Consider the following 13,958-nt stretch of genomic DNA (forward strand, 5'->3'; position numbering starts at 1 on the left):
ACGCGATCTGGATACAGGCTCTTGTAGAGAACTGCAGGAACCAGTCGTTGTGATGCCAAGGGAGAAGTTCAAGCGGCGCACACCGCGAAGCAAGCTGCTGCTCGACGACATGCACGCCTGGCTGCTGCGCGAGCGAGAAACCCTCTCGCGCTCTTCCGAGGTCCTGAAGCCTATGAATTACATGCTCAGGCGCTGGGCCGACTTTGCGCGCTTCCTCGACGATGGCAGGATCTGCCTCAGCAACAATGCCGCCGAAAGAGCGCTGCGGCATCGCCTTGGGAAGGCGCAATTGAACCTTCGCCGGCAGCCTGCGCGGCGCCGAACGCGCCGCCATCATGCTGACGATGATCACTACCTGTCGTCTTAACGATGTCGATCCCAAAGCCGGGCTTGCCGACGTCCTCGCCCGGATCGTCGATCTTCCCGCTTCGCGTCTGCACGAACTGCTGCCCTGGGAATGGAAGCTCCCGCGCCAAGCCGACGAACCTACCGATCAGCAAGCTGCCTAACCTTCACGCAGCGCTATCATAGCGCTACCCGGCCCCCGCGCGCATGCGTCAATCAGGCGACCTTCGTCGTCTTTCAATTACCCACGAATGCTTTATTCGATTGCGGTAGCCCTGATCGAAAAATCTTGAATCGGATGAATCGCTTGTGATTCATTGTCGAGCACCTGAATCGCGACGGCGAGGTGCCTTGATGTGTTCAAGTGGAACGACATCTCGTTGGTCGGCCGGCCCGGATGGTCGCCAGGATGATGGTGATGAAAGCGCCGTCGAACACTGGACGGAGCGCGAGATCGACAAGACAGCTTTCAAGGATGCTCGTCTTGGTCAACGATTTGGCGAGCTGTTGAAGCAAATTGGTGACGGTATGGGCGGGAGCATACCGTTCGCGCGTCAGGACTGGGCGAACACGAAGGCGGCCTACCGCTTCTTCGCCAACGAGCGCGTGGAGGAAGCCGACATCCTCAGCGGCCACTTCGCCGCCACACGCGCACGTTACGATGATTGTACAGGCCCAATTCTCCTCATTCAGGACACGACGGAATTCTCCTATCAACGCGCGAACACGAGCGCCATTGGCCTAACCAAGAGCGTCAACAGCGGTCGGAACAAGGACGGTCGTTGGCGCCATCACACGGTCTGCGGAATGCTGATGCATTCCAGTCTCGCTGTGACTGTCGAGGCTTGCCGCTGGGATTGGCGGCGGTGAAGTTCTGGACACGAAAAAAGTTCAAAGGCAGGGCGCAGCTCAAGAAGAAGATCAACCCGACCCGCGTTCCGATCGAGAAGAAGGAGAGCGTTCGCTGGCTCGACAATCTCAGGCAATCGATCGAGCGGCTCCGACAGCCGGAGCGTTGCATTCATATCGGTGACCGTGAAAGCGACATCGACGAATTGTATTGCCTGACGCAAGAGCTTGGCGCTCACTTCCTTGTCCGCGCCTGCGTCGATCGGCTGGCAGGCGATGGCGGTCATACGATTGCAACCGAGATGGAAGAGACCAGCGTCAAAGGCTTGCATTACATCGACGTGCGCAACGACAAGGGCGAGACGACGAAGGCCGCGCTGGAAATCAAGTTCAAGCGGATCGCGGTCTTGCCTCCCATCGGGAAGCAGAAACATTATCCAGCCCTCGACCTTACTATAATCCATGCCACTGAGCGCGGTACGCCAAAGGGCCGTAAACCGATTGAGTGGAAGCTCATCACGGACCTAGCCGTCCGCAGGCGCTCGGAGGCAATCGAGAAGATCAACTGGTACGCCATGCGGTGGAAAATCGAGGCGTTCCACAAGATCCTGAAATCGGGTTGTAAGGCGGAAGACTCAAAACTCCGGACCGCGGAGCGACTTGCCAATCTAATGGCAGTCTTCTGCATTCTCAGCTGGCGCGTCCTCTGGCTCACCATGCTCAATCGCCTCGCCCCAAACGCGTCACCGAAGCTCGCACTGACAGACACCGAGATCGCATTGCTCGATCAACTCATCAGCGGCGCCAGCCATCGACGATGTCGGCCTGGAACCCTTGCATTTTATCTTACCAAACTTGCACGATTAGGGGGCTACTTGGCCCGGGCAGCCGATCCGCCACCGGGAAATGTTGTCATCTGGCGCTGTCTCTCGAGACTCACAGATATCAAACTCGGTGCCGAAATTGCAGCGGCTGGAAATGTGGGTAATTGAAAGCTTCGTCGTATGCGTACCTTACATACGAGATTGTGACGTTAGGTTTGCGTTCGCAACCACTTGCGTACGGTAGTAGCGCATGCTGTTTATCGCAACGGCGACGTTCGCCTGACGTTCGGTGCCCGCCAAAGTCTCCGAGCACGAGACGAGACGGGTACTGCTACGTATGTGAGTCTTGTATTGGAGAAGAGCATATGCGGCTCAATATCACATGTCTAACGAGACTGTCTTCCTTGCTTTTAGTGGCAAGCGTAAGCACGACAGCGAAGGCCGGCGAGCCTTCTGCAAAATATGTAGACGTGCTAAGTGCCCTGCGGGCCGGCAAGGTAGTAACGCTAATACTAGATCTCGATCGTTGCACAACCGTTGATGGCGGTCAGCCCGGACCAGCCATGCAAGGTGGTCTGATTATCAGCGCCTTCAGGGTTAGCGCGCAGAACGGAATCAGCTTCGCCAATGTGCATCAAACCTTGGACGACTCAGGACACCCTGTTACCGAATACATCCGCCACAGCCTTAACCGCGAAGGCAAGCTCAAGGTAAAGGCCTCAAAGTTGGTTGCTGGCGCGGCCGAAGCCGTGATCCAGGGTGAATTTGTCTGCGAGCTGCCAGACGGCGCGAAGTTCCTTTGGTAAGGGCAATAGCCGCCGTCGAGGGGCCGAGCTGCCGTTCGGCATCGGCCACCCGGGGCGTCAGCAAAGAAGCGCAACAGAGATCGTGATCGGCGCGATCTCAAGAGATTTGCTGACCGGAGCAGATGAGAACGTGGTTTGCAGCTCGACTTACCCGTTCGGAGTCGACTGCCGCTGACTGGTCGCAAGCCGGAGACGCGAAGAGCCTCGCCATCACAAAGGCCGAGGTGTGGAGCAGCCAAGAAATGAAAGCTCAATTGCGCTCGAGTTGAGCTCCGCGTTGTTACCATTTGGCTAAGCGTCACCGAGTCAACCTAAGGAAGTTACGGCTGGAATGAAGAACGTTTGGATTATATCGGCGATCGTCCTCGCCCTCGCGCTGGCGGCGACGTCTTTCGTCTACGTCGCAAGACAGCATCTCAACGCCGATGCACTCGGAGCCGGACCATCAAGTCCTTGCGTCGGCGACCCTAATGGATGTGAAGATCTTGCTCCATATCCATTTGGCCAGTATGTTTGCAACAGTTACCCGGGGGCGTGCCGACACTAGGGGGGCCGCTTACGCAGAACGTTGTGGTCAGAACGTCGCGAGTGCCGGGCCAGTGCGCCTTGCACTAGGCGGCGCAAGGCGCCATGCTAAACGTTCGCAGGAGTATATATCCCGAGATGGTAGTCAGGCTCACGACATGGGTGATGGAACTCTCTCGGGGAAAACTGCTGGTCGAAGCCGGCCTCATCGCTCCAAGCGGTAAAGGAATAGATTGATCTCATCGTCATGGCAGGAATTGATTGTAAGACCGCATGTCCGTCTCTGCCGGTGGGGTCGTTCGCCCTACACTGCGTGTCCGAGGTTGCTTAGGTCCGAGCCGAGGCGCCGTGGCGGATTATAGGGAAGCATTTGTTGGAATCGTGTCGCCAAACTGAGAAATGCCGTCGCGATTGCGGAGGCAGGCTGGGAGGGAGGGGTTCGCTTCTTCGGTGAAGTCGATGCTTCGGACGTTAACGTGCGCCGTATTGTATTATAGTGTGGATTCGCCAGCCGGTTTAATCGCATCCACTTCTGTTACGAGGCCGGCCCGACGGGCCATGGCCTTTATCGTCTGATCCAATCGCTCGGCCACGAATGCACGGTGGTGGCGCCATCCACCCTGATCGCCGCGCGACAGAGAGAGCTCGGATCGTCGCCGAGAGTCTGTTGCCCGGTGCTCAGGTGTCCGAGGTGGCGCGCAAGCACGGAGCGACGCGCTGGCAGATCTACGATTGGCGAGGGGGTTGCGACAGCGAGACATGTTGCCGCCGTGCGAAGCGTCGCAGCCGACATTCGCGCCGCTGGTCGTGGAAGGTGCGTTGGAGGAGCGTCAGGTTCCGGCGATCAAGCTTGAGATCGCGATCGGCGATGTCGTGCTGCGGACGGATATGGCCATTGATGCCGAGCAGCTGTCCCGGGTAATCCGTGCGGTGCGAGCGTCACGATGATCGCGGCTGGTGCGGATTTGCAACGCGGCCGATCGACTTCCGCGGCGGCCATGATGGGCTTGCGACGGAGGTGCAGGAGATGCTTCGTCTCGACCCGTTCCTCGGCGCGGCCTTCGTGTTCCGATCGAACCGAGGCCAACGATTGCGGACGGCGTGATGCGGATGTCGCGGGCGATGTTCGCGGCCTTTTTCGAGGGGCTGGATTGGAGGTTAGTCCGTCCGGAAGAAGCACGGCGCCCGCAGGCGGCGGGACAACTGCGGCAGAATGACTCGAAAGCTACTTTGAACGTAGCAGGCGCGGCCGCGATATGCTCGAAATAGCGCATGAGCATCGCGGCGCTGCGCGACGATCCGCGCGATCGAGGCGTACTTATTGTCGATGCTCGTGCCGCCAGGCGAAGGTCGATCTGGATGCGCTGGCCGGAGGGGAGCGTGGCCGTGTCGTGTTTTAGCGCGGCGCAAAGCAGCGACGCGAACACAGTCGGGATCAATACCGCCCTGCCGCAAGGACGATTCGGAATGGACACTCTGATTGACATGAGCACTGGTGGTCATCAAAGCGAATGTCGTGATCTGGGCCGACCTATGGCGTTCATGAAAGCGGGGGATAGTCCAAGCAAAGCGCCCAGAACTTGCTGGGCTTGACTTGACGTTCCAAGTTCGCTCGTTCTAATTTTGTTCTCCTGGGGTCCGATTCTGCCGGTCCGTCCCTTTTCAATGACAACAGCAGCGCCACGATCCGGCCAGGAACCATGCACGAGATCATCTGTCCCCACTGTGACAAGGCCTTCAAGGTTGATGAAGCCGGTTACGCGGACATCCTGAAGCAAGTCCGTGACGCGGATTTCGCTCAGCAGCTCCACGAACGGTTGGAGCTGGCCGAGCGTGACAAGCAGAGCGCCGTTGAATTGGCCAAGGCCCAGGTAAGCAGCGATCTGCAGAAGACCACGGCTGCTAAGGACGCTGAAATCCAGGAATTAAAGTCCAAGCTTGAGGGGAGCGGCGTTGCCCAGAAGCTCGCGGTTGCTGAAGCGCTCAGCGCCGTCGAAAAGGAGCGGGATAGACTCGCGAACGCGCTAGCTGAGTCCGAGCGCGAAAAGAAGGCGGCCTCGGAGCTTGCTGACGCGCTCCTGGCGAGCGAGCAGCACAAGATTGCTACTGCCAAGGAAAGGGAGATCCAGGATCTGAAGGCGAAGGTTCAGGCAGTTGAGCTTGAGAAGAAGCTCGCCGTGACTGAAGCGGTAGGTGCCCTCGAAAAAGAGCGTGATGAGCTGAAAAGCGGCATCAGTCGAGTACAGCTCGAAAAGCAGCTCTCCGAGCAATCGTTGAAGGATAAGTACGAAACCCAGATCAAAGATCGCGACGACGCCATCGAGCGTCTCAAGGATATGAAGGCCCGCCTCTCGACCAAGATGGTGGGCGAGACCCTCGAGCAACACTGCGAGACTGAGTTTAACCGGGTCCGGTCGATGGCTTTTCCGCGCGCTTATTTCGAGAAGGACAACGACGCGCGGACCGGCAGCAAGGGCGATTACATTTTCCGCGACTCGGACGAGGCAGGCACTGAAATCATTTCGATCATGTTCGAGATGAAGAACGAGAGCGATAAGACCGCGACGAAAAGCAAAAACGAAGACTTTCTCAAAGAACTTGACCGGGATCGCATCGAGAAGGGCTGCGAGTACGCTATCTTGGTCTCATTGCTTGAACCGGACAACGAGCTTTACAATGCCGGCATCGTCGACGTCTTCCACCGCTACCCAAAAATGTATGTCATCCGGCCGCAGTTCTTCCTGCCTATGATTACGCTCCTAAGGAACGCGGCAGTCAATTCGCTGAAGTACAAAACCGAGCTTGCGCTCGTGAAAGCGCAGAATGTCGATATAACCCAGTTTGAGAACCAGCTCGAATCGTTCAAAACCGCATTCTCAAAGAACTATGATCTTGCTTCCCGGCACTTTCAGACGGCTCTTACGGAGATCGACAAGTCGATCGATCATCTGCAGAAGACGAAGGATGCCTTGATCGGTGCGGATCGCAACCTGCGTCTTGCCAATGACAAGGCACAGGACGTGACGATTAAGAAGCTAACTCGGGGCAATCCGACAATGGCTGCGAAATTTGCGGAGCTTAAGAGCGCGCCTGCCGAAGCCGCGGAGTGAGGCGGTCGAAGTATTGAGTCTGCGCGTAAAATCGTGTTTTCGAATTCACGATGTCACGGCCTGACTGAAGAAGGCGGGCCGTTAGCCGAAGATATGACCAAAAACAAGGCGACGATTGCCGCAATGGCGGCCGGCGGCGCGGTCGCAATCACATTGTCCTTAACTTGTCGTCCGTTAAGAAGCCGATTGTAGCGATGAGCGGTCGCTGGCGGCCGCGATGAAGGTGGTCAGGATCAGGCACCAAAGAGCCCTCAGCCAGGCGAGGACCCGGCGGAAGTTGTGACCGACGGCGGAGAGGATGACGTTAGCCGCATCGCCGGGGCGGCCTTTGAGGTAGCATCGGCCGAGGTGACCATCGGTCTTCAGGTGTCCGATGATGGGCTCGATGGCGGAGCGGCGGCGCAACTCGCGCTTGATGACACCGAAGACGCCGCGCTTCTGGCCGGAAATGAAGACGCGACGAGGATTTTGCGCGTCATGGCCGCGGTATCCCTTGTCGACATAGGCCCGCTCGATCGCACAGCCGGTGAGTGTCTCGGTGCGGTCGATGACGTCCCGCAAGGTGTGACCGTCGTACGGGTTATCGGGTAGCGCCCTGGCGTGCAGCACGAACAGGCCGCCTGGAGCACGGCGGTTGTTGGTGACGATGGAGGCTTTGACACCGAACTCGTAGGGTGCGGCGGCCTTGCCCTTGCCGATGCACTCGACCTCTGGAGCATGGAAGGAATACAGCTTCCAGCCGCGCTGGCGCTGCTGCTGCGAGCGGATCTGCGAGGCCCTGCCGAGCGGCAGGGCGAAGGCGTTCTCGAGCACGGCCTGACCTTCGATCTTGCGGCGGATATCGCGGATGATCCGGCCCAACCGGCTGCGCAGGATGCGCAACTGCCGCTGATGCCGCTTGAATTGCTTGGCGTGGGCGTAGCGTCCCGCCATCATCGCCGCGGTCTTGGCAATGCGAAGATAGGACTGCCGCAGCTTGACCCCGTGCTTCCTCGCCAGGCGGTTGAGCCCCTTGATTGCCGCGTGCAGCAGCTTGGCATCGGTCGGGAAGGTGATGGCCTTTGGCTGCACCGTGGTGTCGACTGTGACCCGCTTGAGGTCCTGGCTGCGTAACGCGCCGGCCTCGTGCGCCACCCGCAGGCTCTCGGCCAACAGCAGCTCCAGCTTGTCGCCGAGCCGCTTGCGCCAGTGGCTCAGGTCCGAGCGCTCGTGCGGGAAGGCGTGCTGGAAGAACTCTTCGCCGGTGAAGTACTGGAAATACGGGTCGTGGACCCAGCGCTCGCACACCCCCTCATCGGACAGGCCGTAAATGTGCTTGAGCAGCAAGAGCCCGATCATGAAGCGGGTCGCGATGCCCGGCCGACCGTTCTCGCTGTAGAGCGGCGCGATCTCGCCGTCGATCCAGTCCCAGTCGACCTTGCCGGCGAGCTGAACCAGCTCGTGCTTCATGTTGATGATCTGGTCCAGCCTGGCCCGGAACAGATCGCCCGATCCCGTCGCTTTGGGCTTCTTCGGTCGCATCGCCACCTCCGATGCGAGGACGGAATCATGACTGGCGATTCGATGGAATCCTCAAAACGAAATTGCAGGGTTCCGATGCCCGAAGCATCAAAACCCTGCAATCCCAAAACAGGCAACAACGAATAATGCGATCCCAGCTCAGTCGTTTAGCCGCTCTTCACGGACGACTAACTTTTGCGACGAACTGCGCGAGTAGCGGCTTGAGGTGCGTACCCTGGGCGCCCGCAACAACCGACCTACTTGAGCCCTGAGCAGAACCGCTGAATGCGTGCACAGGCATCAAGGAGAACCTCGGTCGAGGTCGCATAAGACAATCGGAAATTCGGCCCCTGGCCGAACGCGGCGCCATGCACGACCGCGGCGCCTTCCTCCTCGAGGAGTGCCGCGGCAAAATCCTCGTCGTTCCGGAGGAACTTACCGGAGCGGGTGCTCCTTCCGATCGCGTCTGCACAGGACGGGTAGACGTAGAAGGCCCCGTCGGGAACCGGGCATTTGAGATGATCCGCCTCGTTCAACAACGACACGACGAGATCGCGCCTCTCCTTGAAGACAGAACGACTCTTGGCAATGTAATCCTGCGGGCCGTTTAGCGCTTCGACAGCCGCCCATTGCGCGATCGAGCAGGCACCCGACGTCTGCTGGCTCTGCAGCTTTTCGAGCTCCTTGATCAGCCTCTCGGGCCCACCCGCGTAACCGATGCGCCAACCGGTCATCGCGTAGGATTTCGAGACGCCATTGACCGTGAGGACTCGGTCGCGGAGAGCCGGCTCGACCTGCGCCATGGTGGTAAAGACAAAATTGCCGTAGGTGAGATGTTCATAGATGTCGTCCGACAGCGTCCATACGTGCGGATGCCGGACCAGCACCTCGGAAAGAGCCTTCAATTCATCGCCGCTGTAGGCGGCACCGGTCGGGTTCGACGGCGAGTTCAGAATCAGCCATTTCGTGCGCGGTGTAATGGCCGCCTCGAGCGCCGCCGCGGTCACCTTGAAACCGTCAGACAGACAAGTTGGCACAAAACTGGCCTGCCGCCAGCAAACAGGACGAGATCCGGATAGCTGACCCAATACGGCGCGGGAATGATGACCTCGTCGCCCTTGTTGAGCGTCGCAAGGAGCGCGTTGAAGATCACGTTTTTGCCACCCGTCCCGACGATGGTTTCGCTCGGCTTGTAGTCGATCCCGTTCTCCCGTTTGAACTTCGCGGCAACTGCCTCCCGCAGCGCCGGCACGCCGGGCGTACCTGGGTACTTGGTCTCGCCCCTATCGATCGCCGCCTTGGCGGCCTCCTTGATGTTGTCCGGCGTATCGAAGTCGGGCTCCCCGACGGAGAGGAAGACGACATCACAGCCGGATTTCTTCAGTTCGCGCGCCTTGCGCGTGACGAAGATAGTGGCGGAGGGTTGAATGCGCTCGAGCGCGTCGGACACGAATGACATCTTGCTTTCCTGGAAAAATCCTTTGATTAGGGCGCTGACGATAGAATCAGCGCCTCTCTTTCGCGTAGCGTTCCTTGGTCGCATCGTTCGGTGGATATAGACCGTCGAGCAATGCTCCCGCCTTCACCTGATCGTAGACCCACTCCTCGAAGCGATCTTTCTCGAAGGCTTCGACCGCAACGGCTTCTGCGATCGCGGCCGGCACGACGACGGCACCGTCGTCGTCCGCAACCACGATGTCGCCGGGAAATATCGTAACGCCGCCGCACGCCACCGCGACCTGCGTGTCGGCACAGAAGAACTCGGACGGCGAGGGCGGCGCGGTGGTGCCGTCCGCCCAGATCGGCCAATTGAGTTTCTTCATGCCGACGAGGTCGCGTATCGCTCCGTCGGTGACAAGACCTGCGATGCCTCGCGTCTGCATCCGAGCGCAGATGATGTCGCCGAACACGCCGGCCGACCGCAGCCCCATCGCATCCACGACCACCACGGCGCCGGCGGGAATCTTCTCCATGACCGTGCGCGGCGACGTGGGGCCGGCTACGGCCATGGTCGTCGTGATATCTTCGCGCGCCGGCACAAAACGCATCGTGTAGGCCGGCCCCGCGATGCGCTTCTGCCCTTCCACCAGCGCCCGCGGTCCGCGCAGCGAGACACGGGCGAAGCCCTTCTGCCGAAGGACAGTCGAGACGGTCGCGACGGCCGTCTTTTCGAGGGTTAGCAGGGCCTCAGTCGAAATATTCGTCATCGCCGCTCTCTTTCGATCATGAAGCTTCGCGGTCGCGGTGGCCGTAAAGACGAGCGGCCGCTTCCTGCGACAGACGTCCTTCGAAGACGTCCCTCTCGATCAACGCCGCCGGTCGTTCCTTCGGGTTGCCGAGACCACCACCGCCGGGCGTATGGATCACCAGCCGGTCGCCCGCCTCGATCGTCTGAAGCCCCTTGCCGGCGATCGGCCGTCCGGACGCGAGGCCGACATAGCCCGCCCCGCCGTTCTCGCCGCCCAGGCGTCCTCGCGCCGGATTCTTGACGCGCTCGAAGGCGGCGCTGAGCCGGAACGCGGTGCCGTCGGCGTTCTCGACCTCGATGATTTGGCCGAGACCACCGCGCGTGCGCCCCGGACCGCCGCTGTCTATGCGGAGCTCCTTGCGCCAGAACACGAAGGGGATCTGCGTTTCCGCGATCTCGATTGGCATGCACTGGATGCCCGTTGGGAACGCTGTCGCCGACAAGCCGTCCTTTGTGAAGCGGGCTCCCATACCGCCGCTGGTGGTAACCGTCAACGAGTAGTTGCGCCCCTTGCGCTCTCCGACTGTGAAGGTCCCGCGCAGTGCGATATTCCACATGCACGAACTGCCCTCGGCGGGGATGCGCTCCGGCAGGATTTGCAAGAGGCAGCCAAACACCAGATCCGGCAGCATCTGGCCGATCACGTGCCGCGCTCCGACGGGCGAGGGCTTCCTGGCGTTGACGATGCAACCCTCCGGCGCGAGGACCTTCAACAGGGACAGAGATCCGGCATTGTTGGGAATGTCGTCAGCGATGGCGCAACTGATGGCGAAGGACGTGTAGGCGGTCGCGTAAGTCAAGGGAACGTTGATGCCCTTAATCACCGCGGGGGCGCTGCCGGCAAAGTCGACAACGATGCCGTCCTCGTTAATCGTCAGTGCGGCCCGGAGCGTCAGCGGCTCGTTGTAGCCGTCGACGATCATCTCGTTTCTCCAAGTTCCCTTCGGAAGCGACACGATCTCCTTAAGCACCGCTTGGCGGGAGCGCTCGAGAATGAAGTCGGCGAGCTCCGAAAGATCATCGAGGCGAAACTCTGTCATTGTCTCTTGAAGCCGCCTGACGCCGACATCGTTGCACGCCGCGAGCGAGTAGGTATCCCCGATGGTGTCGACCGGAAGCCGCGTGTTAGCTTCGATCACCGCCATGAGCGTCTCGTTGACCGTGCCGGCGTCGATTAGCTTGATCAACGGAATGTAGAGACCTTCCGCAAATACGTCCGGAGCTTCAGTCCCCGCGCCCAGCCCGCCAATGTCCATGAGATGGCTGGTGCAGGCGAACAGAGCGACACACTTGTCTTTGTGGAAGCAAGGCGTGACAACGACGAAGTCGTTGAGGTGGCCGGTTCCGAGCCACGGGTCGTTGGTGATATAGGCGTCGCCCGGCTTCATCGTTGTGGTCGGAAAGCGACCCAGAAAGTGTTTCACGGACTCTGCCATCGTGTTCACGTGGCCCGGCGTGCCGGTCACGGCCTGCGCCAACATCCGGCCGTAAAGGTCGAATACGCCGACCGAGACGTCGCCGCAGGCGCGGACTAGTGGACTGAAGGCGGTGCGGATCAGAATCTGCGCCTGCTCCTCAACGAGGGCCAGCAGACGATTCCAGAGGACTTGATGGTGGATCGCGGAATTTAGATTTCGGGTTTCGACCGCCTGTTCCGAGGCGGCGATCCGCTGCATGACGATGCTGCCGTCCCCGTCGATGGAGGCGGAGAAGCGTGATGTGATGAAGGTCGTGGTCTCGTCCTCCACGATGAGTGCCGGGCCGCGGATGGTCAATCCATTTGCCATCTGCGAACGATTGTAGGCGGGGACAACGATGGACTTCGAGGCCGTGCCATCAAAGACCTCGCGCACGCCTGCATCCGATGGCTCGCCGATGTTCCAAATGAGAGCTGTCGGTTCGACGGATTTGCGCGTCGTCGAGACAGTCACCGACCAGCTCAGGACCTCGATGGCAGCGCCCGGAATGAACCGGGTGAAGAGGCGTCCGTAGAGATCCTCAAACCATTCGCGCAGCACGGTGCCCGTCAGAGGCTTGGACCGGTCCGGCAGGACAACCGAGATTTCATGACCCTGGCCCACGTAGCGCATGTGCGCCACGCAACGCTCGACGAGCTCTGCGCCCTCGGTCTTCACCAGGGCGATGGTGTCGGCCGCCAAGGCGTCGAGAAAAGCGCCGATCTCGGCTGGATCGACGGAAGCGAGATTGACGTGCTTGCTCCGGATCAGTTCAAAGGAGATCGGCGCCTCTAGGAATCCGACCGCCGAGCCGACGCCCGCGTTGCGCGGCACGACCACCTTGCGGATGCCGACCTTCTCGGCAACCCAAGCGGCGTGCAGTGGGGCCGCACCGCCGAATGCGATCATCGTATAGTCGGCGATGGGCTCGCCGCGTTCGGCTGCGTGCACGCGGACCGCGCTCGCCATGCTTTCGCACACGGTCTCGGTGATGGCGAAGGCCGCCGTTTTGCTCGAAAGGCCGAGCTTCTTGCCAACGGCGGCGTCGAGCGCACGGGAGGCTGCCTGCGGATCGAGTTGAACTCGTCCGCCCGCGAACGCGCCGGGATCCAAGAGCCCTAGCGCGAGGTCGGCGTCGGTCACTGTCGCCCCGGACCCACCACCCGGGTAACAGGCCGGCCCCGGCTGCGAGCCCGCGCTCTGCGGACCGACGGTGACCCTGCGGAGCCGGTCGACGCCTGCGATGGATCCGCCGCCCGCTCCGATCTCGACGAGCTCGACGGCTGGGATCCGCAGCGGCAGCCCGCTGCCCTTCATAAAGCGGTGCGTCCGGTCGACCTCGAACGAGTTGGCGGTGACCGGCTCGCCGTCCTGAATTAGGCAGACCTTTGCGGTCGTACCGCCCATATCGAAAGAGACGACCCGCTTGTCCCCAAGCCTGCGGGCGCGCTGTGCGGCGTAGATCGCTCCGCCCGCGGGGCCGGACTCGACCAGCCGGATCGGATAGCGTTTGGCGGTCTCGATGGAAGTCAGACCGCCTCCGGACGTCACTAGGAAAAGCCGACCGGTGAAGCCCGCTGCCGTGAGCGCCGCCTCCATCCTTTCAAGATAGCCGTTGATGAGCGGCTTCACGTAGGCGTTGGCGGCCGCTGTTGACGTGCGTTCGTACTCCCGGATTTCCGGGCAGACGTCGGACGACATTGTGATCGACAGGTCGGGCATCTGCCCGGCGAGGAAGCGCGCGGCCTTCCGTTCATGCTCCGAATTCGCATATGAATGCAGGAAAGCGATCGCCACGCTCTCGACAAGGCTTTTCCTGAGTTTGTTGACGATTTCGGCGAGCTCCGCGAGATCCAGTTCGAGCTTGACGTCGCCCTTTGCGTCGATGCGCTCGGCCACGGTGTAGCGGCGCTCTCTGGGTATCAGCGGCAGAGGCTTGGTTAGTTGCAGATCGTACTGGTCGTAACGCCCCTCACTGCCGACTTCCAACACGTCGCGGAAGCCAGCGGTCGCGATTAGTGCCGTCTTCGCGCCTTTACGTTCGAGCACCGCGTTCGTCGCAAGCGTCGTGCCATGGATGAAGACGTCGACTTTCGAGAAGTCGAGGTTGACCGTCGCGAGAAGCTGCTTCGCGCCGTTCATCAACCCGACCTCGGGCTGCGCAACCGTAGTGAGGACCTTGCGGGTGACCCTGCCGAAGGGGCCATCGAGCACCACGTCGGTGAACGTGCCGCCGATGTCAATGGCAAGGCGGGTTTCGATCTTCTTGGTCAAGGAATGTCTCCGACAGATCC

General features: G+C 60.5%; 9 protein-coding genes and 4 pseudogenes. 9 read left to right on the plus strand and 4 right to left on the minus strand.

What is annotated here, in order from left to right:
• Nucleotides 1-82 precede the first annotated feature (82 nt).
• The 9 genes and pseudogenes from L6639_RS35830 to L6639_RS35860 all read left to right on the plus strand — a co-directional run.
• A pseudogene (locus tag L6639_RS35830) lies at nt 83-509 on the plus strand (IS66 family transposase); the annotation flags it as partial.
• Between the two features lie 190 nt (nt 510-699).
• Nucleotides 700-1,215, plus strand: coding sequence for an IS4/Tn5 family transposase DNA-binding protein (locus L6639_RS35835; RefSeq protein ID WP_232995591.1), 516 nt, complete (start codon nt 700-702; stop codon nt 1,213-1,215).
• Nucleotides 1,191-2,186: an IS4 family transposase gene (locus tag L6639_RS35840; protein ID WP_237866325.1), complete on the plus strand. Its 996-nt coding sequence runs from the start codon at nt 1,191-1,193 to the stop codon at nt 2,184-2,186. The genes L6639_RS35835 and L6639_RS35840 overlap by 25 nt, the downstream gene beginning before the upstream one ends.
• Nucleotides 2,187-2,383: 197 nt before the next feature.
• Nucleotides 2,384-2,824, plus strand: a complete 441-nt coding sequence (locus L6639_RS35845; RefSeq protein WP_128929705.1) for a VirK family protein — start codon at nt 2,384-2,386, stop codon at nt 2,822-2,824.
• Between the two features lie 873 nt (nt 2,825-3,697).
• Nucleotides 3,698-3,966 (plus strand): annotated as a pseudogene (locus L6639_RS43740) (IS110 family transposase); the annotation flags it as partial.
• Nucleotides 3,945-4,043 (plus strand): annotated as a pseudogene (locus tag L6639_RS35850) (hypothetical protein); the annotation flags it as partial. The pseudogenes L6639_RS43740 and L6639_RS35850, both read left to right, overlap by 22 nt.
• A 65-nt stretch (nt 4,044-4,108) precedes the next feature.
• Entirely contained in the window at nt 4,109-4,297 is a 189-nt protein-coding gene (locus tag L6639_RS35855) for a hypothetical protein (protein ID WP_232995589.1), read from the plus strand.
• On the plus strand, nt 4,275-4,454 hold the full coding sequence (gene tnpB / locus L6639_RS43560; RefSeq protein WP_128929704.1) for an IS66 family insertion sequence element accessory protein TnpB: 180 nt from the start codon (nt 4,275-4,277) through the stop codon (nt 4,452-4,454). The genes L6639_RS35855 and tnpB overlap by 23 nt, the downstream gene beginning before the upstream one ends.
• Nucleotides 4,455-5,049: 595 nt before the next feature.
• Complete coding sequence (locus tag L6639_RS35860) at nt 5,050-6,459, plus strand: DUF2130 domain-containing protein (RefSeq protein ID WP_128929702.1); 1,410 nt, start codon at nt 5,050-5,052, stop codon at nt 6,457-6,459.
• Between the two features lie 174 nt (nt 6,460-6,633).
• On the opposite strand, the gene L6639_RS35865 is transcribed toward L6639_RS35860, so the two are convergent.
• From L6639_RS35865 to L6639_RS35880, 4 genes and pseudogenes are all read right to left on the minus strand, one after another.
• Nucleotides 6,634-7,980, minus strand: coding sequence for an IS5 family transposase (locus L6639_RS35865; protein WP_128929701.1), 1,347 nt, complete (start codon nt 7,978-7,980; stop codon nt 6,634-6,636).
• Between the two features lie 236 nt (nt 7,981-8,216).
• Nucleotides 8,217-9,418 (minus strand): annotated as a pseudogene (locus L6639_RS35870) (pyridoxal phosphate-dependent aminotransferase).
• Nucleotides 9,419-9,464: 46 nt separating this feature from the next.
• Nucleotides 9,465-10,166 carry an RraA family protein gene (locus L6639_RS35875; RefSeq protein WP_128929700.1) on the minus strand — a complete coding sequence of 234 codons (702 nt, stop codon included), beginning with the start codon at nt 10,164-10,166 and terminating at the stop codon, nt 9,465-9,467.
• 16 nt (nt 10,167-10,182) lie between these two features.
• Nucleotides 10,183-13,938, minus strand: coding sequence for a hydantoinase B/oxoprolinase family protein (locus L6639_RS35880; RefSeq protein WP_128958244.1), 3,756 nt, complete (start codon nt 13,936-13,938; stop codon nt 10,183-10,185).
• Nucleotides 13,939-13,958 lie beyond the last annotated feature (20 nt).

It is taken from the genome of Bradyrhizobium zhengyangense (genome assembly GCF_022012555.1).
Classification (GTDB): domain Bacteria; phylum Pseudomonadota; class Alphaproteobacteria; order Rhizobiales; family Xanthobacteraceae; genus Bradyrhizobium; species Bradyrhizobium zhengyangense.